Origin of the sequence: Tibeticola sediminis, from assembly GCF_003843835.1 — a bacterium.
Classification (GTDB): Bacteria; Pseudomonadota; Gammaproteobacteria; order Burkholderiales; family Burkholderiaceae_C; genus Tibeticola; species Tibeticola sediminis.
This window is the reverse complement of the sequence record NZ_RKQL01000003.1, coordinates 205,095-225,132: the sequence shown is the minus strand read 5'-3', so window position 1 is coordinate 225,132 and position 20,038 is coordinate 205,095. Positions and strand designations below refer to the sequence as shown.

The 20,038-nt window shown below is 68.1% G+C and carries 18 protein-coding genes and 1 other RNA gene; 15 read left to right on the top strand and 4 right to left on the bottom strand.

The window, feature by feature from the left end; genetic code table 11:
* Positions 1-18 precede the first annotated feature (18 nt).
* Together EDC62_RS08020 and htpX are read left to right on the top strand one after the other, a co-directional pair.
* Positions 19-801 carry a DUF3025 domain-containing protein gene (locus EDC62_RS08020; protein ID WP_124222439.1) on the top strand — a complete coding sequence of 261 codons (783 nt, stop codon included), beginning with the start codon at positions 19-21 and terminating at the stop codon, positions 799-801.
* A gap of 107 nt (positions 802-908) precedes the next feature.
* The gene (htpX, locus tag EDC62_RS08015; RefSeq protein ID WP_124222438.1) at positions 909-1,781 is read left to right on the top strand and encodes a protease HtpX; all 873 of its coding nucleotides are present in this window, start codon (positions 909-911) and stop codon (positions 1,779-1,781) included.
* Between the two features lie 82 nt (positions 1,782-1,863).
* Here the strand turns inward: htpX and EDC62_RS08010 are convergent, their stop codons facing one another.
* Positions 1,864-3,681, bottom strand: a complete 1,818-nt coding sequence (locus EDC62_RS08010; RefSeq protein ID WP_124222436.1) for an NAD(P)/FAD-dependent oxidoreductase — start codon at positions 3,679-3,681, stop codon at positions 1,864-1,866.
* A gap of 103 nt (positions 3,682-3,784) precedes the next feature.
* On the opposite strand from EDC62_RS08010, the gene rnpB reads away from it, so the two are divergent.
* Positions 3,785-4,117: RNase P RNA component class A (rnpB, locus tag EDC62_RS08005), an RNA gene on the top strand.
* Between the two features lie 67 nt (positions 4,118-4,184).
* On the opposite strand, the gene EDC62_RS08000 is transcribed toward rnpB, so the two are convergent.
* The gene (locus tag EDC62_RS08000; protein WP_124222434.1) at positions 4,185-4,724 is read right to left on the bottom strand and encodes an Rrf2 family transcriptional regulator; all 540 of its coding nucleotides are present in this window, start codon (positions 4,722-4,724) and stop codon (positions 4,185-4,187) included.
* 136 nt (positions 4,725-4,860) lie between these two features.
* On the opposite strand from EDC62_RS08000, the gene nhaR reads away from it, so the two are divergent.
* The 4 genes from nhaR (at position 4,861) to EDC62_RS07980 (ending at position 8,347) form a co-directional block, all read left to right on the top strand.
* Positions 4,861-5,760 carry a transcriptional activator NhaR gene (gene nhaR, locus EDC62_RS07995; RefSeq protein ID WP_124222690.1) on the top strand — a complete coding sequence of 300 codons (900 nt, stop codon included), beginning with the start codon at positions 4,861-4,863 and terminating at the stop codon, positions 5,758-5,760.
* Between the two features lie 103 nt (positions 5,761-5,863).
* The gene (locus tag EDC62_RS07990; protein ID WP_124222432.1) at positions 5,864-6,910 is read left to right on the top strand and encodes a sulfurtransferase; all 1,047 of its coding nucleotides are present in this window, start codon (positions 5,864-5,866) and stop codon (positions 6,908-6,910) included.
* Complete coding sequence (locus EDC62_RS07985) at positions 6,907-8,142, top strand: YeeE/YedE family protein (RefSeq protein ID WP_124222430.1); 1,236 nt, start codon at positions 6,907-6,909, stop codon at positions 8,140-8,142. Before EDC62_RS07990 ends, EDC62_RS07985 begins: the two co-directional genes overlap by 4 nt.
* A 4-nt stretch (positions 8,143-8,146) precedes the next feature.
* Positions 8,147-8,347, top strand: coding sequence for a hypothetical protein (locus tag EDC62_RS07980; RefSeq protein ID WP_124222428.1), 201 nt, complete (start codon positions 8,147-8,149; stop codon positions 8,345-8,347).
* Between the two features lie 47 nt (positions 8,348-8,394).
* On the opposite strand, the gene EDC62_RS07975 is transcribed toward EDC62_RS07980, so the two are convergent.
* Together EDC62_RS07975 and EDC62_RS07970 are read right to left on the bottom strand one after the other, a co-directional pair.
* Positions 8,395-9,120 carry a S4 domain-containing protein gene (locus tag EDC62_RS07975; protein ID WP_124222425.1) on the bottom strand — a complete coding sequence of 242 codons (726 nt, stop codon included), beginning with the start codon at positions 9,118-9,120 and terminating at the stop codon, positions 8,395-8,397.
* Complete coding sequence (locus EDC62_RS07970) at positions 9,117-10,775, bottom strand: MBL fold metallo-hydrolase (RefSeq protein WP_124222423.1); 1,659 nt, start codon at positions 10,773-10,775, stop codon at positions 9,117-9,119. The genes EDC62_RS07975 and EDC62_RS07970 overlap by 4 nt, the downstream gene beginning before the upstream one ends.
* Before the next feature lie 220 nt (positions 10,776-10,995).
* Between EDC62_RS07970 and dapF the strand changes: the two genes are divergently transcribed.
* The 8 genes from dapF to mraZ all read left to right on the top strand — a co-directional run bounded on the left by dapF (position 10,996) and on the right by mraZ (position 20,036).
* On the top strand, positions 10,996-11,928 hold the full coding sequence (gene dapF / locus EDC62_RS07965) for a diaminopimelate epimerase (RefSeq protein WP_124222421.1): 933 nt from the start codon (positions 10,996-10,998) through the stop codon (positions 11,926-11,928).
* 60 nt (positions 11,929-11,988) lie between these two features.
* A complete protein-coding gene (locus tag EDC62_RS07960; protein WP_124222419.1) occupies positions 11,989-12,672 on the top strand; it encodes a DUF484 family protein in 684 nt (227 codons plus the stop codon).
* Between the two features lie 37 nt (positions 12,673-12,709).
* Positions 12,710-13,729, top strand: a complete 1,020-nt coding sequence (locus EDC62_RS07955; protein WP_124222417.1) for a tyrosine recombinase XerC — start codon at positions 12,710-12,712, stop codon at positions 13,727-13,729.
* A gap of 76 nt (positions 13,730-13,805) precedes the next feature.
* The gene (locus tag EDC62_RS07950) at positions 13,806-14,993 is read left to right on the top strand and encodes a class I SAM-dependent rRNA methyltransferase (protein ID WP_124222415.1); all 1,188 of its coding nucleotides are present in this window, start codon (positions 13,806-13,808) and stop codon (positions 14,991-14,993) included.
* 193 nt (positions 14,994-15,186) lie between these two features.
* Positions 15,187-16,227 (top strand): CobW family GTP-binding protein, encoded by a 1,041-nt coding sequence (locus EDC62_RS07945; protein ID WP_124222413.1) that lies wholly within the window; start codon positions 15,187-15,189, stop codon positions 16,225-16,227.
* Between the two features lie 164 nt (positions 16,228-16,391).
* A complete protein-coding gene (dksA, locus tag EDC62_RS07940; RefSeq protein WP_245968807.1) occupies positions 16,392-17,342 on the top strand; it encodes an RNA polymerase-binding protein DksA in 951 nt (316 codons plus the stop codon).
* An 86-nt stretch (positions 17,343-17,428) separates the two neighbouring features.
* Complete coding sequence (locus tag EDC62_RS07935) at positions 17,429-19,168, top strand: STAS domain-containing protein (RefSeq protein ID WP_124222411.1); 1,740 nt, start codon at positions 17,429-17,431, stop codon at positions 19,166-19,168.
* Positions 19,169-19,607: 439 nt separating this feature from the next.
* Positions 19,608-20,036, top strand: a complete 429-nt coding sequence (gene mraZ / locus EDC62_RS07930) for a division/cell wall cluster transcriptional repressor MraZ (RefSeq protein WP_124222409.1) — start codon at positions 19,608-19,610, stop codon at positions 20,034-20,036.
* The last annotated feature ends 2 nt before the right edge of the window (positions 20,037-20,038 follow it).

Genomic DNA, 20,038 nt, shown 5'->3' with positions numbered 1-20,038 from the left:
GGTGTGCTTCAGTGCCCGATGGACACATCCGGCTGGGCCGACGCGCTGCCTGCGGCGACTCCAACACCCGCGCCCTGGTTTGCACCCTGGCAGCCGACGATCGTGGCGGTGCGGCAGCGGCTTGCGGCGGGTGAGGCGCTGCACGCGGCGCTCGATGCAGAGGGGCGGGCGCGGGGCGCGCCGGTGGGCTTCGTGCCGCAGCAGGACTTGCCCGCCGGGCAGGCCTATGAAGACTACATTTTTAAGAGCAAACGAGTGCCAGTTCGCGCCGGGCTACACGATTTTTTCAATGGAATTTGTTGGCTAGGACTGCCCGGGGTGAAGGCGCGCATGAACGCCTTGCAGGCGGCCGAGATCGCCGCGCGCGGCGTGGGCGCGACCCGTGGGCCGATACGTGACGCGCTCACCGTGCTCGATGAAAACGGGGCTTTTCTGTACGCCCCCGAGCCCCTGTGGGACGCCTTGGCGGCGCGCGCCTGGTCGGTGCTGTTTGGCGCGCTGCGGCCGCTGTGGGCACAGACGCAACTGCTCGTTTTCGGCCATGCGGCGCTGGAGAAGCTCGTGCGGCCCTACAAGTCGATCACGGTGCATGTCTGGCGGGTGCGCTCGCCGTGGTCGGATTTGCGCGCCCTCGAGGCGCAGGTCGTGCCGGAACTGCTGCCCGAACGGCTGGCGGCCAAGCCCTTTGCGCCTTTGCCGGTGCTGGGCGTACCGCTCTGGTGGCCCGCGAATGCAGACCCGGGCTTCTACGACGACCCGGCGGTGTTTCGGCCGGCGCGCGCCCGCCCTGCGTCTGGCTGATTTCCACGCCGCGGGCGGGAATTTCGGCTGCGGTGCTTGATTTCCCCTCGTCTGACCCTGCCATCCGCATCTCGCCCAGACTTCGGGGCGCTCTCAGCCTGTTCAACATGTTCAAACGCATCACACTGTTCGTGCTCACCAACCTGGCGGTCATCGTGGTTCTGGGGATCGCCGTGCGCTTGCTCGGCGTCGACCGCTATCTTTCCGCCAGCGGCATCAACCTCGGTTCGCTGTTGATGTTTGCCTTGGTCATGGGTTTTGGCGGCTCGATCATTTCGCTGCTGATGAGTAAGCCGATCGCGAAGTGGAGCGCGGGCGTGCAGGTGATCGAGCAGCCGCGCAACGCCGACGAGGCCTGGCTCGTCAACACCGTGCACAACCTGGCCCAGAAGGCTGGCATCGGCATGCCCGAGGTCGGCATTTTCGAGGGTGACCCCAACGCCTTTGCCACCGGTGCGTTCCGCGATTCGGCACTGGTGGCGGTGTCCACCGGGCTGCTGCAGAACATGACGCACGAGGAAATCGAGGCCGTGCTCGGGCACGAGGTGGCGCACATTGCCAACGGCGACATGGTCACGATGACGCTGATTCAAGGCGTCATGAACACCTTCGTCGTCTTCCTGAGCCGCGCGATTGGGTTTGCCGTCGACAGTTTCCTGCGCCGTGGCGACGACCGCGACAGCGGTCCCGGCATCGGCTACATGGTCACCACCATCGTGCTCGACATCGTGCTGGGCTTCCTCGCGGCCATCATCGTGGCCTGGTTCAGCCGGCAGCGCGAATTCCGCGCCGACGCGGGCTCGGCGCAACTGCTGGGCCGCAAGCAGCCGATGATCAATGCACTGGCGCGGCTCGGCCGCCTGCACCCGGCCGAATTGCCCAAATCGGTCGAGGCCTTCGGAATCGCGGGCTCGGTCGGCGCGCTGTTCGCCACCCATCCACCGATCGAAGAGCGCATTGCCGCGCTGCAGGCCTTGTAAGACCGATACGGGTCTTTTCGCTGGGATGCCAGCGTCAGATGGACCTTGATTGCTCTGAAAACCGCAGCATCGTCTGCGGTTTTTAGTTTTGGACGGCGGCCGCCACGAGGCTCTGGGCCACCGCTTCGCCAACCTCTATTCCGTCCACCCCGGCCGAGAGAATGCCGCCGGCATAGCCCGCGCCCTCGCCGCACGGAAACAGGCCGCGCGTGTTGAGGCTTTGAAAATCGGCGCCGCGCGTGATGCGCAGCGGCGCCGAGGTGCGGGTTTCGACGCCGGTGAGCACGGCGTCGGCCCGGTCGTAGCCGGGAATGCGGCGCCCAAACACCGGCAGCGCCTCGCGCATCGCCTCGATGACCTCAGCGGGCAGCACCTCGGCGAGGTCGCCAAGCTTCACGCCGGGTTTGTAGGACGGCAGCACCTCCCCAAAGCGGGTCGAGGGCCGACCGGCGAGCAAGTCCCCCACCAGCTGCCCCGGCGCCTCGTAGGTGCCGCCGCCCGCGGCAAACGCGCGCGACTCGAGCCCGCGCTGCAGCACGATGCCCGCAAGCGGATGCACGCGCGCGGGCGTCTCCCGCGCCAGCGCTTCGGCCTCATCGGCAAAGCGCCCACCGTCTTCGGCACCGAAAGCCTCGACCCAAGCCGCGCGGTCGAGTGTGGGGAAGTCGGCCGGCTCGATGCCCACCACCAGACCCGCGTTGGCATTGCGCTCGGCGCGCGAGTATTGGCTCATGCCGTTGGTGACGACCCGCCCCGGCTCGCTGGTGGCGGCGACCACCGTGCCGCCCGGGCACATGCAAAAGCTGTAGACGGTGCGCCCGTTTGCCGCGTGGTGGACCAGCTTGTAATCCGCCGCGCCCAAGAGCGGGTGGCCGGCATGGCGGCCCCAGCGCGCGCGGTCGATGAGGCTTTGCGGATGCTCGATGCGCACGCCGATGGAGAAGGGCTTGGGCTCGAGGAACACGCCGCGTCGGTGCAGCCTCGCAAAGGTGTCGCGCGAGCTGTGGCCGAGGGCGAGCACCACATGGTCGGCATCGAGGCGCTGTGTTTGGCCGCTGCGCTGGTCGAGCACCTCGAGCCCGGTGACGCGCCGCACGCCTGCCTCGTCCGACAGGACCAGGTCGGTCACGCGTTGCTCGAAGCGCACCTCGCCACCGAGCGCGAGGATCTGTGCGCGCAGACTCTCGACCACCTTCACGAGCTTGAAGGTGCCGATGTGCGGATGCGCCTCATACAGAATTTCGGGTGGGGCGCCGGCGTCGACGAACTCCTGGAGCACCTTGCGGCCCAGATGGCGCGGGTCGCGGATCTGGCTGTAGAGCTTGCCGTCCGAGAACGTCCCCGCGCCGCCCTCGCCGAACTGCACGTTCGACTCCGGTGTGAGGATGCGCTTGCGCCACAGGCCCCAGGTGTCCTTGGTGCGCTGTCGCACCGGGCGGCCGCGCTCGAGCACGATCGGCCGAAACCCCATCTGCGCGAGCACCAAGGCCGCGAACATGCCGGCTGGCCCAAAGCCCACCACCACCGGCCGCCGCGCCAATCCCGCGGGGGCGTGCACCGGCGGGTGCCAACGCATGTCGGGTGTGGGGCGGATGTGCGGGTCGCCCGCATGCTGCGCGAGCAGGTCGGCCTCGGACAGTCCCTCACGCAAGGCGACATCGACGATGTACACCGCGCGGATCTCGGCCTTGCGCGCATCGAAGCTGCGTTTGAACACTTCGAGCGTGGCAATGTCCCGCTCGGCCAAGCCCAGTCGCTCCGCGGCCAGTGCGCGCAGCGCCGCGATGGGGTGCGGTGCGGGGGCCCGGTCGGCCTCGGTCTCGGCGGGTGCGTCGGCCGCGCGGCGCACTTCGACCGGCAGCGCCGCCAGCGGCAGCTTGAGTTCGGAGAGTCGGATCATCTGTGTCAGCTTGTGTCGATCAAGCAGGGGGCTGGATCATATCCATCGTTCGCAAATCCGGCGCGACACCGGTCCATTCGGACTCACCGATAATCGCTCGTGTGAAGCCTGCCAGGCCGTCGCTGGTGCATGTCCCGAAAGGGCGCACTGGAGGAACGTCCGGACTGCACAGGGCAGCGTAGGAGGTAACACCTCTCCACCGAAAGCCGCAAGGTATAAGGTGAGGATCAGAGCAACAGAGACGAGCCGATTGAGTTCGGGTGAAACGGGCAATCTCTACGCGCAGCAACACCAAATAGGCACACGATGATGCGGCCCGCGGAGTGTGCGGGTAGGTGGCACCGAGCCGGGTGGGTGACCCCCGGCCCAGATGAATGACGGTCACGCCCCGGGTCACCGGGGTGCACAGAATCCGGCGTATCGGCGGGCTTCACACTTTTTTCCCGAGCAAAAAAATGCCCACGCGTCGGCGTGGGCTGCGGTGGCTCGGTCGCGGGAGCGCCTCAACGCGGCGCCAGTGCGAGTCGACCGAGTTCAAACACGGAGTTGGGCACCGCTGGTGCAGCCGGTGCGCGGGTTTCTGGCCGGCGGTAAATGCCGCGCTTCATCCGGGGCTTTTCCTCGGCGACGGGTTCCCCGACAAGGGCGCGTTGCTCCTCGATGAGCTGCTCGAGCGAGATCGACTGCATGTAGGCGAGCATGCGTGCCTGCAGCTCGGACCAGAGCTGCGCCGTCATGGCCGAAACGCCGTCTTCGGCTCCAGCGCGGGGCGCCTCGTCGTCATCGGTCGTCTCGACCGCCGTGATGATGTCGGCGACCGAGATGTCGCGGGCGGGCCGCGCCAGCGTGTAGCCGCCGCCCGGGCCGCGCGTGCTCTCGACCAGACCCGAGCGCCGCAGGCGGGCGAACATCTGCTCGAGATACGACATCGAAATGTGATGCCGGGCCGAAATGTCGTTGAGCGACACGGGCCCTGCCTTCTGGCGCAAGCCCACATCAATCATGGCGGTGACGGCGAAACGGCCTTTGGTGCTCAGACGCATGGCAACTCTCCTGGTTTTCCCCTTCAGATACGGAATGTGGGGATAAGTTCAGTGTAGGCAAGCCTATCCTTCGAGTAAATTCGAATTTCAAACTATTTCACTTCGAGTTTTTCGATGAATACGGGCGAGCCGGATGATCAACTTCAAGCATTTGCACTACTTTTGGGTCGCGGCGCGCGCGGGCGGCATCGTGCGCGCGGGCGAGGTGCTGGCCACGACGCCGCAGACGCTCTCGGGGCAGATCAAGCTTCTCGAGGCCGCGCTCAACTGCAAGTTGTTTCGCAAACAGGGCCGGCAATTGGTGCTGACCGACGAAGGGCGCACGGCGCTGCGCTATGCCGATGAAATCTTCGCGCTCGGCCGCGAGCTCGAGGAGGCGCTGCGGCGACCGCAGCGCGAAGCGCCCCGGGTGCTGGAGTTTCGCGTCGGCGTCGCCGATTCCGTGGCCAAGGCGGTGGCCTATCGCCTGCTCGAGCCGGCGCTGGCGCTCACACAGCCGCTGCGGCTCATCGGCAGCGAAGGCCGGCTGGGTGATCTGCTGGCGCAGCTCGCGCTGCACCGGCTCGACCTGGTGATCGCCGACGAGCCGCTGTCGCGTCGGCTCAGCGTGCGGGCCTTCAACCATCCCTTGGGCCGCACCACGACCAGCTTTTTCGCCGCGCCAGCGCTGCAGGCGCGGCTGCACGGCGCCTTCCCGCATTGTCTCGACGGGATGCCGATGCTGCTGCCGGGCGCGAGCTCGGCACTGCGCGGGCAGATCGACGGTTGGCTCGCGCGCGAGCGGCTCAGCCCGCAGATCGTCGGCGAGTTCGACGACGGCGCACTCATGACCGCCTTTGGCCGCGAGGGCCGCGGGGTGTTCGTCGCACCCAGCGTGCTCGAAGCCGAGGTGACGGCCCAAACCGGCGCCGTGTGCATCGGGCGCAGCCACGAACTGGTCGAGGAGTTCTTTGCGATCTCGGTCGAACGTCGCATCACCCACCCGGCCGTGACCGCGATTACCGAAGTGGCGCGCACGGGCTTGTTCGAGGTGTGATCGGCGGAGAGGCTTCTCTGCTCGCGCGTCGGTGCGGGCGGGGCGGCCCGCGCGTCGTTATTACGTCCCGTTCGAAGCGTATGAAAATTCAGTCGTTTCGAATATGAAGGCGATTTCGGACAATACCGGCATGGACATCGGTTTTTCTCTGCGCCGCCGCACGGTTCTGGCCGGGTGGGCGCTCTCCGTCGTGATGTTGGGCCATGCGCCCGCGGCGTCGCTGCGCCCGGTGGGCGAGGCGGCGGCAGCGACGGGCTCCAACTTGGGTCCGCTGATCGAGGCGTCGGCTCTGCGCCCTTGGCTCGGCCGCGTGCGCATTCTCGACATCCGCGAGCCCGACGACGAGGCACCCGCTGACGCCGCGCGCTGGCTCGCCGGGGCGGTCTCGGCGCCGTATTCGCGCTGGCGTGGGCCGCTCGGGGAGGAGCGACCGCTGCCCGAACTCACCGCCTGGGTGCGCAGCTTGGGCCTCGACGCGCAAACGCCGGTGGTGATCGTCGGCGATGGCGAGGAGGCGTCGGATTTCGGGGCGGCCGCGCGCGTCTATTGGACGCTGCGCTGGCTGGGCCTGCGCCGCCTGGCCATACTCAACGGCGGCGCACCGGCCTGGATCGACGCCGGTTTGCCCTTGGCCCGGCAGCCGGCGACGGTCACGCCCTCCACCTATACACCGCGGCTCGACGCATCGGTGCGGGCCAGCCTGGAAGAGGTGCGCGCGCGGCTCGGTGATCCGCAAACGCTGCTGCTCGATGCGCGCCCGGCGCCGTTTTACCGGGGTGCGATCAAGGCTCCGGCCGCCCGCCGCCCGGGCACGCTGCCGGGCGCGCAGTCCTTCGACCATGCACAGTGGTTCCCCGACGGCAGCGCCCGTCTGCCCGATGCCGCCACGCTGGCGCGCATCGCCGCGCAAGGCCCGTGGCAGGCCCGCGCCGGAGCTGCGCCCACGCGCATGGTCAGTTTTTGCAACACCGGCCACTGGGCTGCGATCAACTGGTTCGTGCTCTCCGAGGTGTTGGGGCAAAGCGGCGTGCAGCTCTATCCGGGTTCGATGGTCGAGTGGTCGCGCGCGGGGCTGCCGATGGACCATGTGCCAGGCCGTGCCGAACAGCTCTGGGCGCAGCTGCGCACGCTCTGGAGGAGCACGCCATGAGCCCTGCATCGGCCCGTGTGGCTCAAACAGTCCAGCGTGGAACCCTGGACGGGGCTAGCCCATGCTCGAACCCGCTGGCCTCGAGGAACGGGGCGGGCGTGCCGGGCGCGGCCGGGAACGCTCGTCCGCAGCGGCCTTGGGGCCTGTTGGGGCTGGCGGTGGCGGCCTTTGCGGGCATCACCTGGCTCGTCGGTTGGCGGCAAGGATTTTTGTGGGCGATCGGTGTGGGCTACGGCGCTGCGCTGGCCGGGGCGGCGTTTGGCTTCACCACCGGCTGGCGGGTCTGGATCACCCGGCGCGATGCGAAAGGCTTGTGGGCGCAGTTTTTGGCCATTGCGGTGGCGATGGGCATGAGCGTCCCGCTGCTGGCGGCGCATCCCGAGCTGGGCGCAGCCAACGGCCCGCTGTCGGTGAGCCTGCTGGTCGGCGCGTTCGTCTTCGGCGCCGCGATGCAGGTCACCGACGGCTGCGGATCGGGCACGCTCTACAAGGCGGGCCTGGGGCATCCGGTCAGCATGGCGGTGCTGCCGGCTTTCATCGTCGGCAGCTTTTTCGGTGCCGCGCACCTGCCGGCGTGGCTGTCGCTCGGCGCTTTGCCGCCCGTGAACCTGGTGCAACGCTGGGGCGCGCCGCTGACGCTGGCGGTGCAGTTGGGGGCCCTGGCCGCTCTGGCGCTGCTGCTTTGGGTCTTCAGTGCGCAGCGGCGGCAGGGTGCGTCGTTTGCATCGCGTTGGTCCGGGCGCGCGGTGTGGTTGGCCGCGCTGGCCTTGGGCGTGCTGGCTGCGGCCAACCTCGTGGTTGCGGGCCAGCCTTGGGGCATCGTCTATGGCCTTGGGCTCTGGGGCGCTAAGCTCGCGCAGGCGCTGGGCATGGATTTGTCCGGCAATGCGTTTTGGGGGCAGGCGGCCCAGCAAGCGCAACTGCAGGCCAGCGTGCTGACCGACAACACCAGCGTGACCGACCTCGGCCTGCTTTGGGGGGCTTGGCTCGCCGCACGCTGGCGGGGTCAGCCCACGCCCGTGGTGCGGCTCTCCCCTCAGGCTTGGACCGCGTCGGTGGCGGCGGGGCTGGTGCTGGGCTACAGCTCACGGCTCGCCTTTGGCTGCAATGTGGGCGCGTATTTTTCGGGCATAGCCACCGGCAGCGTCCACGGTTGGGTGTGGTTCGCCGTCGCCTTTGCGGGCAGCCTCGTCGGCGTGCGGCTGCGCCGTCGGCTGGGCTTGGGGGACTGAGACCATGAACCAACCATCGAGGCCCAATGGGACGACCGGGCGCTGGCGCGCCCGGCCCGTATTCTTTTGGCTGGTGGTCGTGCTGCTTTTGCTGCTCGATTGGCAGAACAGCACGCCGCATGACCGATTCGCCGAGCCGCCGCCGCTGGCTCTGGGTTCCGGCCCGTCGGCGAGCGCGGGCCATTGCTCGTTGGCGCCGCAGTGAACGAAGGGCTGGACGACCGCTGCCGGCCGGTTCAGCGTTGCCTAGTTTTAAAACCGCTCGAACGGCCGCAGGAAGCGCCACCGGCCTTCGGGCAGCGGGCCGAGGGCGATGCGGCCGATGCGCAGGCGCTTGAGCGCAAGGATCGCAAGTCCGGCGCGCGCGCTCGCGTCGAGCAGCACCGCGGGGGCCTGTGCGCCCTTGCCGACCACCCGCAGCCGCGTGCGGTCGGCCTGGCTGCTGCCGACGCTGGCTTTGCCTCCGGGCAGGGCTTGCTGCAGCGCGGCGCGTTGCACGGGGCTCACGGGGCCCGCCACGTCGAGTTGAAATTCCTGCTCGAGCAGCGTCTCGTCCTCCATCAGGCGGCGTGCGACCGCGGCGTCCTGCGTCCAGACGACGAGGCCGCTGCACGCCGGCGGCAGCGAGAGGGGCGCCTGCAAGGCCTGCAGATGGCGGCGCAGCAGCCGCTCGCGCGAGGGGTCGGCGTCCCAGCGGTCGGCCGCAGCGGGCGGGGCCGCGGCGGCAGCCGCGCTTCGATGCAGCAGCAGCGTCATGGGGCGCAGTGCGGCGGCTTGGGCGTTCGGGTCGATCTCGATGCGTTCATCTCGCACGCGGTGTTGCGGCTGCTCGACCACGACCCCATCCACCCGCACCCAGCCGCCTTCGATCAGCCGCTCGGCCTCGGCGCGCGAGCAGCCGCGCAGCGCGGCCACCCGCTTGGCGAGCCGCTCGCCGACCTCTACGGGGGCAGCGCCGGGATTCGGGGGACGGTTCATAGGCCGTCGTTGCCCGGGGCGAGTGCGCGCAGGCGCTGCACATGGGCGAGCAGGCTGCGCTCGGCCAGCGGCCACATGCGTTCGGGCACGTCGTCATAGGCCAGGCGCACCCAGTCTTGCAGCGTGCCCTCGGGCGCGGCCTGCATGGCGGCGATGACCTTGGCTTCGCGCTGCAGTCGGTGCGCTTTGAGCCGTGCGATGGCGGCGGGGGCGTCGGCGATCACGTAGCCATGCGCGGGCAGGATGTAGCGCACCTCGTGTGCGTGGCCATGCGCGGCGAGTCGGTCGAGCGAGTCGAGGTAGGCACTCATGTCGCCATCGGGGGGGTCGACGATGGTGGTGCTGCCGTTCAAGATGTGGTCGCCACTGAACAGCAGGCCGTCTTCGCGCAGCACCAGGCAGAGGTGGTTGGCGGCATGGCCGGGCGTGTGCAGCACCTCGAGCGTGTGGGTCGTGGTGCCGTCGGCGCTGCGCAGCACCAGGTATTCACCGTCGCAGAGCGTTCGGTCGGGCGTGAACGCACTGGCGGCACGCGCGGTGGCGGCCGAGGGTAGCCCGAGGACGGGTGGTCGGTGCGCGCACAGCGCCTGCAGCGGCCACGCGCCGGGCGCATGGTCGGGATGCGAGTGCGTGCAGACGATGGCGTAGATCGCGCCGCCCGTGGCGCGCCAGAGGCGCTGTTGGTGCTCGGCATCCACTGGCCCGGGGTCGATGACGATGTAGCCGGTGCTGGGGTCGCCGACGAGGTAGCTGTTGGTGCCGGGGCCGGTCATGGCGCCCGGGTTGGCGGCGGTCAGGCGCGCGACGTTTTTGAGCAGCGGCGTGGGCTCGTCGCGGTGCCAGTCGAGCGGATGCAGGATCTGGCCGTCGGGGCAGACGAGTTCGAGTTCGCCGTAGGGCGGCTCGTGCTCCATAAAGCGCGCCTCGCGCCCACCGAGCAGGCCCGCACGCGGGCAACTCGTCCACAGCGGCTCCTCGTTGGCGGCGCAGGCGGCGAGCACGGCGTCCACGCCGGCAAAGTGTTGCAGCCGCTCGAGCGTGCGGATGGTCGGGAAGATCATGAAGAACTGCCCCGCGGCATGGCGCGCGAGCGCATCGGCCGGCCGCACCCAGACCGGCTCGAACTGCTCGGCCTCGTCGGCCACGGGCTCTTGGCCTTCGGGCATGCGCGCGACGAGAAAGGGCACGTCGAAGCGCCGCGGCAGGTCACGGTCGGTGATCCAGTGCGCCAGCACGAACACATCGGCGGCGGCGAGCTGGAGGCCGCGCGCGGCGCACTGGGCGACGAAAGAGCCCTTGCGGTCGAGGGCGGCGATGTCGGCCGCATCCGCCATGCGCCCGTCGGCGTGGCGCGCGAGCAGCACGCCGAGTTCCTCGAAGCTCTCGCGAATGGCGGCAATCGCCTGGGTGAGATGCGCTTCGCGCTGGCCGGGGCGCCGCGTGGCCTGCGCGTGTGCTTCGGGACTCGCGTCAGCGGCGTCGATGCCGCCGCCGGGAAACACGTAGGCGCCGGGCGCAAAGCTTGCATGCGCGCTGCGCCGGGTCATGAGGACCTCAAAGCCGGCCGGGCTGTCGCGCAGCAGCAGGACGGTGGCGGCGGGGCGCGGTGGCGCGGGTTCGCGCTGCGGGTGCAGGAGTTGGGTGGGGCGGACCATGCGCTGGATTATGGCAACGCTGAACAAGTCCCTCGCGCGCCGCGCATCCCGGCTGCGGGCGGTCTGCTTCGTTGCAAATCCTCGCCATAGCTGCGGCTATTGTCTCGGTTTGCGCCTCGCATCCCATCCCGCAGCCGGGCGCGCGCCATCACGGGAACTGATTCAGCGTTGCCTTATGGCGACCCAGGCCGCGTTCGGCTGGCGCCTGATAATGGCGGCCATGAAGATCCGCTTCACCAAGATGCAGGGTGCGGGCAACGATTTCGTCGTGCTCGACGAGACGCAGGGCCGGTTTGGGCTCGAGCCCGCGCATTACCGCTTCCTGGCCGACCGGCATTTCGGGGTCGGCGCCGACCAGATTCTGAGCGTGCGCGCGCCCACGCCTGAAGATGCCGCCGCCGGCATTGCATTCGGCTACGTGATCCACAACGCCGACGGCGGCGAGGTGGAGAACTGCGGCAACGGCGCGCGCTGCTTCGCACGCTACGTGCATGAGCGCGGCCTCACCCAGGACAACCCGGTGCGCGTGCGCACCGCGAGCGGGGTGTTGTCGCTCGCCGTGCAGCCCGACGGCCGCGTCACGGTGGACATGGGAGCGCCGGTGTTCGAACTTGCGCGCGTGCCATTCGAGCCCGGCGCCCGAACGCCGATGGTGGTCGGCTCGTGGCAGATGTGGCCGCTGGATTTGAAAGAAAATCGTCCTATGGCCGGCGCAAATTGCGATTCAGATGCTCTCATTCATGTAGCGGTTTTGTCGATGGGCAACCCACATGCGGTGCTGCGCGTCGACGATGTGGCGCGTGCCGAAGTCGAGGTCCTCGGGCCCTGCATCGAGCATCACCCGGCTTTTCTGCGGCGCGTGAATGCGGGATTCATGCAGGTGGTCGATCGTTCGAACATCCGGCTGCGGGTCTTTGAGCGGGGCGCGGGCGAAACGCTCGCCTGCGGAACCGGCGCCTGCGCCGCCGTCGTGGCGGGCATCCGCCTGGGCTGGCTCGATTCCCGGGTGGATGTGCGCACGCGTGGCGGTCGACTGACCATCGAGTGGTCGGGCCGGCTCGAGGATTCCGTGCACATGACCGGGCCGGCGGTCACCGTTTTCGAGGGCGAGATCGAACTGCCCGAACACCCGGCCGGGCCGGATGCGCCGTGAATGCGTGATGGCTTTGGCAGCGACACTTCGACGCCGCTGCGTCGGCAAAGGAAAGAACCCATGAATACCCACACCCCTGGCGTGCCCCCGATCACCGAGGATGACATCGCCAACTATCTGATCCAGACGCCGGACTTTTTCAACCGGCACGCGGAGCTGCTCGCCAGCGTGCAACTCACCAGCCCGCACGGGGCACGTGCCGTCAGCCTGCAAGAGCGCCAGGCCGAGATGCTGCGCGAGCGCATCAAGGGCCTGGAGCGACGGATCATGGAAATGATTCGCCACGGGAACGAAAACATGCTGCTCACGGAGCGGCTGCTGGCGCTGGCGAGGACCCTGCTGCTCGTGCGCGCGCCCGCCGATCTGCCCGAGCGCGTGCTCGAAGAACTGCGCGAGCGTTTCCAAGTGCCGCAGGTGGCGCTGAAGGTCTGGGAGGTGGCGGACGCGCACCGCACCGAGCCGTGGGCGCAGGGGGCAAGCGGCGATGTGCGCAGCCTCGCGTCGTCACTGGCGCAGCCTTACATCGGCGCCAATGCGGGCTTCGAAGCGGTGCATTGGCTGCCCGAGCCCGAGCGCGCCGCGTCGCTGGTGCTGTTGCCTTTGCGCGATACGGTCGAGACGCCGGCCTTTGGTCTGCTGGTGCTGGCTTCGCCCGACCCGCAGCGCTTCGCGGCGGGCATGGCGACCGACCTGATCGAGCGCCTGGGTGAAATCGTCAGCGCGGCGCTCTCCCGGCTCCGCTGAAGCCCGCCACCGTCGCGCCCAGCCGCCCCGTCGCGCCATGCCCGCCCCGGCAAATGGCACCGCCGCCTCGGCCCAAAGCGAAGACGACGCTCCCAGCCCGCTCGAGCTGCCCGCGATCGCGCGGGCCTACCTCGAGCATGTGCGCGTGGTCAAGCGGCTCGCACCGCGGACCGTGGCGCTCTACCAGCTCGACCTCGAAAAACTCCATGCGCGCGCCCTCGAGGCCGGGGTATCGCTCGAGGAGGTGCAAGCGCACCACATCCGCGCCTGGGCGGCGCGCATGCACGCCGGTGGACGCACGCCGCGCGGCATCGCGCTCATCCTCTCGGGCTGGCGCGGGTTTTACGCGTGGCTCGGGCGTGAGGGCCGCATCGCCACCAACCCCGTGCAGGGGGTGCGCGCGCCCAAGGCGGCCAAGCGGCTGCCCAAGGCGCTGCCGGTGGATGACGCCGTGCAGCTCGCCGAGTTTGCGAACGAATCCGCCGACCCTTGGCTCGAAGCGCGCGACGCGGCCATGGTCGAACTGCTCTACGGCTGCGGCCTGCGCGTGGGCGAGCTCGTCGGGCTCGACGTGGGTGCGAGCGCCGAAGCCGCGCAAGCCGGACGCGGCTGGATCGACCGCGAGGCGGGCGAGGCGCATGTGACCGGCAAGGGCCGCAAGCGCCGCAGCGTGCCGGTCGGGCGCGCGGCGCTCGCCGCACTCGACCATTGGCTGGCCGTGCGCGGGGCCGCGCAGCCGACCGAGCCTTTGTTCGTCGGGCGGCGCGGCACGCGGCTCACCGCGCAGTCGATCTGGCAGCGCTTGCGGCGGCGCGCACAGCTTGCGGGCCTGTCGGCCCCGGTGCATCCGCACATGCTGCGCCACAGCTACGCCAGTCACCTGCTGCAGTCGAGCGGCGACCTGCGCGCGGTGCAGGAATTGCTCGGTCACGCCAGCATCACGAGCACGCAGGTCTACACCCGGCTCGATTTCCAGCATCTCGCCCGCGCCTACGACGCCGCGCATCCGCGCGCCAAGGCCACGCGCAAGTCCAAGTCCAAGCCCAAGCCCGATTGAGGCGCGGCGCTCGGGCGGTATGTTGGCGGCTTGGGGCCGGGTTCTCGGCGGCGCTGCGCCGGCGACAATCGGACGCATGAAAACCATCCGACTCAAACCGGGCAAAGAGCGCTCGCTGCTGCGCCGTCATCCTTGGGTGTTCGACGGCGCCATCGACAAGGGCAGCGGCGACGCCGGTGAACTCGTGCGCATCGAGTCCAGCGAAGGGCGCTTCCTCGCGTGGGCGGCATTCAGCCCGCGGTCGAAGATCCGCGCCCGCGTCTGGAGCTTCGAGGAGGCTGAGCGTATCGACGCGGCGTTTTTCCGCGCGCGCATCGAGCGCGCCGTGCGGGCACGCGCCCTGCTCGGGGTCGAGAGCGACGGCGTGCGCCTGATCCACGGCGAGGCCGACGGTCTGCCCGGCCTCATCGTCGACCGCTATGCCGACACGCTGGTGGCGCAGTTCACCGCCTGCGGCGTCGAGCGCAACAAGTCGCTGATCGCCGACAGCTTGCTCGAGCTGACCGGCTGCCCGCGCCTGTACGAGCGCTCGGACGCCAGCGTGCGCACGCTCGAGGGGCTCGCGGAGTCCGTGGGCTGGCTGCGCGGCAGCGGCGAGACCGAAGTGACCATCCGCGAGCACGACTGGCGCCTCACGGTGGACATCGCGCAGGGCCACAAGACGGGCTTTTATCTCGACCAGCGCGACAACCGCGCGCGTTTTGCCGTGCACACGCGGCGCCGCGGCTTTGTGCGCGTGCTCAACTGCTATTGCTACACCGGTGGCTTCAGCGTGGCCGCGCTGGCCGGCGGCGCTGCCGAGGTGGTGTCCATCGACTCCTCGGCGCCCGCGCTCGAGCGCGCCCGCGCGCATGTCGCGCTCAACGGCTTTGATGCGGCGCGCGCGCAGTTTCTCGATGCCGACGTCAACGCCTCGCTGCGGCGTTTTCTGGACGCGGGCGAGCGTTTCGACGCCATCATTCTCGACCCGCCGAAGTTCGCGCCGACGGCCGCCCACGCCGAACGCGCCGCGCGTGCGTACAAAGACATCAACCGCCTGGCGCTCAAGCTGCTCGCGCCCGGCGGCGAGCTGTTCACGTTCTCGTGCTCGGGCGGCATTGACGCCGGCCTGTTCCACAAGATCGTCGCCGGCGCGGGCATCGACGCCGGTGTGGATGGCGCCATCACCGAGCGGCTGGCCGCCGCCCCGGACCACTCGGCCACCCTGTTTTTCCCTGAGGGCGACTACCTCAAGGGGCTGGTGGTGCTGCGCCAGCCGCTTTGAGCCCTGTTTTCAGGAAAATATCCCGAAAACCCAGCGTCAAATGGTCATATCGTGCTATCAAAAAAGGATTCAAATCCGGGCTTGACACCTCATGTAGAGTGGTCACGGTGCGCTGTCGACCGCGCGGCTACACTGTCGCCCCGCTCGCGCGCCGCGCAGCCGCATTGCTTTCCATGACTCGAGGCCTCACCGTATGGCACTGATTCCCGCCACCATCCTCACCGGCTTTCTCGGCTCGGGCAAGACCACGCTGCTCAAGCGCGTGCTCACCGAGGCACACGGCCAGAAAATCGCCGTGATCGAAAACGAATTCGGCGAGGAAAACATCGACAACGACATCCTCGTGACCGACACGCAGGAGCAGATCATCCAGATGAGCAATGGCTGCATCTGCTGCACCATCCGCGAAGACCTCCGCACCACGCTGCAGGACCTCGCGCAGAAAAAGCGCCGTGGCGAACTCGACTTCGAGCGGGTGGTGATCGAAACCACCGGCCTCGCCGACCCCGGCCCGGTCGCGCAGACCTTCTTCATGGACGACGAGATTGCCGAGAGCTATCTGCTCGACGCCATCCTCACGCTCGTCGACGCCAAGCACGCGCAGCAGCAACTCGATGAGCGGCAGGAGGCACGACGCCAGGTGGGTTTTGCCGACCGCATCTTCATCAGCAAGGCCGACCTGGTGAGCCCGGACGAACTCGCTGCGTTGCAGCACCGGCTCACCCACATGAACCCGCGCGCCCCGCAAAGCATGGTGCACTTTGGCGAGGTGCCGATCGCTTCCGTCTTCGACCTGCGCGGCTTCAATCTCAACACCAAACTCGACATCGACCCGGACTTCCTCAAGGAAGACGCGGGTCACGACCACGCCCACTGCGACCACGACCACGCGCCCGGCGAGCACTGCAGCCACCCGCATCACCACCATCACGACGACGACGTCAAGAGCTTCGTCTACCGCGCCGAGCGCCCGTTCGACCCGGCCAAGCTCGAGGATTTCCTTGGCGCCATCGTCAACATCTACGGTCCGCGCATGCTGCGCTACAAAGGGGTGCTGCACATGGCCGGCACTGACCGCAAGGTGATCTTCCAGGGCGTGCACCAGCTCATGGGCAGCGACCTCGGGCCGAAGTGGTCCGAGGGCGAGCCGCGCGTGAGCAAGATGGTGTTCATCGGCATCGACCTGCCGCGCGACATCCTCGTGCAAGGTCTGAACCAAAGCCTGGTGGGCTGATCCGCAACGTTTTCTGAAACCCACGCACCATGTTTGTCTCGATTCTGCAACTCATGGGGCTGGCCTGGGGGAAGCCGATACAATCGCGCGCCGATTCGGCGCCGGCGCCGGCCGAACCCCCCGCTATTGCCGACGCGGAGCCCATTGATAAGAGGAGACCCGCTGTGAAAAGCGCAACCGCCAAAGCCCGTGCGGAATCCAAGGCCAGCCCGAAGGTCGATGCCCCGGTGAAAAAGGCCAAGGCCAAAGCCGCGGCACCCGCCGCAGCTGAGCCCGCCAAGAAGGCTTCGGTCAGCCCAGCCAAAGCCAAAGTCGGGGCACCCGCCGCGCTCTCGAAGGCTGCATCAGCGGCCCCAAAGCCGGCTCCAGCTCCAGCCCCAGCACCCCGGAAAACTCAGACGACGACTGTGGCCAAAAAAGCCAAGCCCGCGCCTGAGCAAGCCCGTGCCGCAGTGCCCGCCAAGCCTACACCGGCCGTTTCGGCTCCAGCCGCTCCCGTCGCCACGCCGCCGCGAACCCGGGTGACCCGGGGCGCGCGGCTGGCCCAGATGACCGTTCCATCCATGGCCCAGGCCGTCGCCTCGACCGCGGCCAAGGCCTCTTACGACCACACCATGCCGATTGCTACCCTGCCTTCAGCGCCGAATTCCGCGGCGCTGAAGAAAGACCCGAAACGCGCCAACAACTGGAAGATCAAACCCGTCGAGGAACTGACCGACGACGATATCCTCGCGATGCCGGACGAGGAGTACATGAATCCGACGCAGCTCGCCTTCTTCCGGCTCAAACTGCAGCGTCTCAAAGCCGACATTCTCAACAACGCCGGCGAGACCACGGAACATCTGCGCGAGGACACCGTCGTCGTGCCCGATCCGGCCGACCGCGCCACGATCGAAGAAGAACACGCGCTCGAACTGCGCACGCGCGACCGCGAGCGCAAGCTGCTCAAGAAAATCGACCAGTCGATCGCCCGGATCGAATCGGGTGACTACGGCTATTGCGACGAAACCGGCGAGCCCATCGGCGTTGGCCGCCTGCTCGCCCGTCCGACCGCGACGTTGTCGCTCGAGGCGCAGCAGCGCCGCGAACTGCGGCAAAAGATGTTTGGCGACTGAGCGCCCAAGTCCGTGAACCTGTTGGCGGAAAGTGGTGTTTGCGAGCATGCCCAAACCGCCTCAACCGTGCGACACTGGCGAGCATCATGGCCAAAGAGGATAAGCGCAGCCTACTCGCCAAAGTGGTGAAGTTCGTCCGCAACCCGACGACGGACTGGGCCGACCTCGACCAGGCATCGACGTTTGAGCCAAGCGGCCACAGCCAGCTCATGCTCAAAGAGATGATGGAGCGCAAGAAGCGCAACGACTTCGTGCGTCGCCGTGAGTTCGACATGCTGCGCAAGATCCGCCGGCGCGAGCAGGTGCAAGGCGCCATGCCCGTGGAGCGGGCGTCTTTCTTCCAAAGCAGCCTGCCGTCCAATCAGGCCGAGCGCGCCAACACCCTGAAAAAAATCGACGAAATCGAAGCGCAGATGTCGATGCAGTGGTGGAAAACCAAGGCGCGCGACGGCTCCCTGGACTCGGTTTCGTCGGTGACGAGCACCGTTTTTTCTCGCCACCCGGAGGCGCCGGTGCCGCCTGCCGCTGCGCAGGCGACGACGATTGCGGCCCCGTTGGCCGCCGCTGCAGCGCAGGCGGCTCGCGCGCCAGCACCAGCCCCAGCGGCAAGTTCTGCTCCCGGTCTGGAGCCCTCGGGTGGCACGAGCCCCCAGCCTGCCGCTGCGCCGGGCACGAACACGTTCGCGTCGACCCAGTCCGGCGCGATCGAAGTCCACGAGGTCGCCCACGACCCGGAGATGGAAGAGGTATACATCCGCTTTGCCGGAGGGGATGTGCCAGGTGCAGAGGCCACATTGCTCGACCTGCTGGGACGCGAGAGCGCCGAACGCGACCCGATCGAAGCCTGGATGACGCTGTTCGACCTCTACCGCGCGACTGGGCAGCAAGAGCGCTTCGAGCTTGCGGCGCTCGATTTTGCAAGCCAGTTCCAACGCTCGGCGCCGCAGTGGTGGTCGATGCCCAGCTTGGCCCAGAGCCGACTGGCAGCCCAGGCCGGCACGGGCAGTGCCGCGCTGCATTGGAGCAGCCCCGGGCGCTTGAATGCGGCGGCCGTGATGGGCTTGCGCCAGCGGCTCGAAAAAACCGCACAACCCTGGCGGCTCGACTGGTCGCCGCTGCAGTCGATCGAACCCGACGCTCTCCCGAGCCTGCATCTGTTGTTTTCCGACTGGGCCGCCGAGCCGGTCGAGGTGCATATGGTCGGTGCCGACGGCTTGCTCGAGTTGCTGGCGGCTGCGGCTCCTTCGGGCGACCGGTCGATCGACGCCCGCTGGTGGCACGTCCGCCTGTCGCTGTTGCGCGCCATGGGTCGGGCCGACGAGTTCGAACTGGCTGCACTCGACTACTGCGTGACGTATGAGGTTTCGCCGCCCTCCTGGGAGGCGCCGCGCGGGCGTTACCGCCGCATCAACGCCGAAGGCGTGGTCGAAGAAGGAATCAGTACCTTCATCGGGCTCGTAGAAGACGCGGCTGCGGCGGCTCCAAGGCGGGCCGGCTTTGAGCCCACGGACTTTCGAGCCAGCAGCATCCATTCCAGTTTGCTCGGGCCCACTGTGGTCGAACTCAGCGGTGAGCTGGTCGGGGACATCTCGGCGACGGTGCGCACGCTCGCCGAACGTCTGGAGGGGGCCGAACTTCCCGTCATTTCTTGCCGGGCGTTGGCTCGGGTCGACTTCGCTGCAGCGGGTGAACTGCTCAACTGGCTCAGCGAGCAGCAAGCGCAAGGCCGGTCGGTGCATTTCGAGCAGGTCCATCGCCTGGTCGCAGGCTTCTTCCGCCTGCTGGGCATTGCGGACGTGGCCCAAATCTCCACGCGCGTCGATTGAGCCCACGCTGAGCGAGTTCGGGCGCCCGTCCGGGTAGCGCTTGCCGGGCTGTACGACTCACTGGTGTCGCACCTCCGCAGCGGCCGCATTCTCGGGGCAGGCCCTTTCCCACGCTCGATTCCCCCGACGCCCTAGACCGCTCGGCTTCACCACCGACGAGCGGGTCAGTCGTGAAGGAAGTCACGCTCCCGCCGCCGGCTTGTTCCTTGCCAGGACTTCACAGCCCACTTTCGGAGCGTGCGCCAAGTCTATGCTGGCGAATGGTTTTTGAGCGGCTTCGGCCGAAAAGTCGGCTCTAAGTGATTGATTTCCCTGCAAGATTTTGTTGCAACACGTCTTTGCATGCCCTAGCGTTCCTGCTACAGTGCAAAAAAGTGCAATGAAGTGGTAGAAAGTGCCAAAAGCGGTCCGTCCGCCGATGGCTCAACGAGGGATCAGCGTGTTTCAAGGGGCTTCAGCGTTGTGTCTGGATGCGAAAGGCCGGCTGTCGGTGCCCACCCGGCACCGCGAGGTCCTGCACGCAACGGCCCAGGGCGCCTTGACCGTGACGAAGCATCCGCATGGGTGTTTGATGCTGTTCCCGCGGCCGGAGTGGGAGCGCTTCCGTGAGCGGATCGCGGCTTTGCCCATGTCGGCGCAATGGTGGAAGCGGATCTTTCTGGGAAACGCACTCGACGTCGAACTCGATGGCACCGGGCGGGTGCTGATTTCTCCCGAGCTGCGCAAGGCGGCCGGGATCAGTCGCGACGTCGTTTTGCTGGGCATGGGCAACCACTTCGAGCTTTGGGATCAGGCGACCTATGAGGCGCAGGAAGCCGAGGCGATGAAGGCCGAGATGCCCGACGTCTTCAAGGACTTCTCGTTCTGAGG

Bases quoted from the DNA above. Each gene is read 5' to 3' on its own strand.
- EDC62_RS07980 (WP_124222428.1), top strand. From the start codon at position 8,147: ATGAACCAACCATCGAGGCCCAATGGGACGACCGGGCGCTGGCGCGCC.
- EDC62_RS07945 (WP_124222413.1), top strand. From the start codon at position 15,187: ATGGCACTGATTCCCGCCACCATCCTCACCGGCTTTCTCGGCTCGGGC.
- EDC62_RS08020 (WP_124222439.1), top strand. From the start codon at position 19: ATGGACACATCCGGCTGGGCCGACGCGCTGCCTGCGGCGACTCCAACA.
- EDC62_RS07985 (WP_124222430.1), top strand. From the start codon at position 6,907: ATGAGCCCTGCATCGGCCCGTGTGGCTCAAACAGTCCAGCGTGGAACC.
- EDC62_RS07970 (WP_124222423.1), bottom strand. From the start codon at position 10,775: ATGGTCCGCCCCACCCAACTCCTGCACCCGCAGCGCGAACCCGCGCCA.
- EDC62_RS07950 (WP_124222415.1), top strand. From the start codon at position 13,806: ATGAAAACCATCCGACTCAAACCGGGCAAAGAGCGCTCGCTGCTGCGC.
- EDC62_RS08010 (WP_124222436.1), bottom strand. From the start codon at position 3,681: ATGATCCGACTCTCCGAACTCAAGCTGCCGCTGGCGGCGCTGCCGGTC.
- dapF (WP_124222421.1), top strand. From the start codon at position 10,996: ATGAAGATCCGCTTCACCAAGATGCAGGGTGCGGGCAACGATTTCGTC.
- EDC62_RS07990 (WP_124222432.1), top strand. From the start codon at position 5,864: ATGAAGGCGATTTCGGACAATACCGGCATGGACATCGGTTTTTCTCTG.
- htpX (WP_124222438.1), top strand. From the start codon at position 909: ATGTTCAAACGCATCACACTGTTCGTGCTCACCAACCTGGCGGTCATC.
- EDC62_RS08000 (WP_124222434.1), bottom strand. From the start codon at position 4,724: ATGCGTCTGAGCACCAAAGGCCGTTTCGCCGTCACCGCCATGATTGAT.
- EDC62_RS07935 (WP_124222411.1), top strand. From the start codon at position 17,429: ATGGCCAAAGAGGATAAGCGCAGCCTACTCGCCAAAGTGGTGAAGTTC.
- EDC62_RS07960 (WP_124222419.1), top strand. From the start codon at position 11,989: ATGAATACCCACACCCCTGGCGTGCCCCCGATCACCGAGGATGACATC.
- EDC62_RS07975 (WP_124222425.1), bottom strand. From the start codon at position 9,120: ATGAACCGTCCCCCGAATCCCGGCGCTGCCCCCGTAGAGGTCGGCGAG.
- EDC62_RS07955 (WP_124222417.1), top strand. From the start codon at position 12,710: ATGCCCGCCCCGGCAAATGGCACCGCCGCCTCGGCCCAAAGCGAAGAC.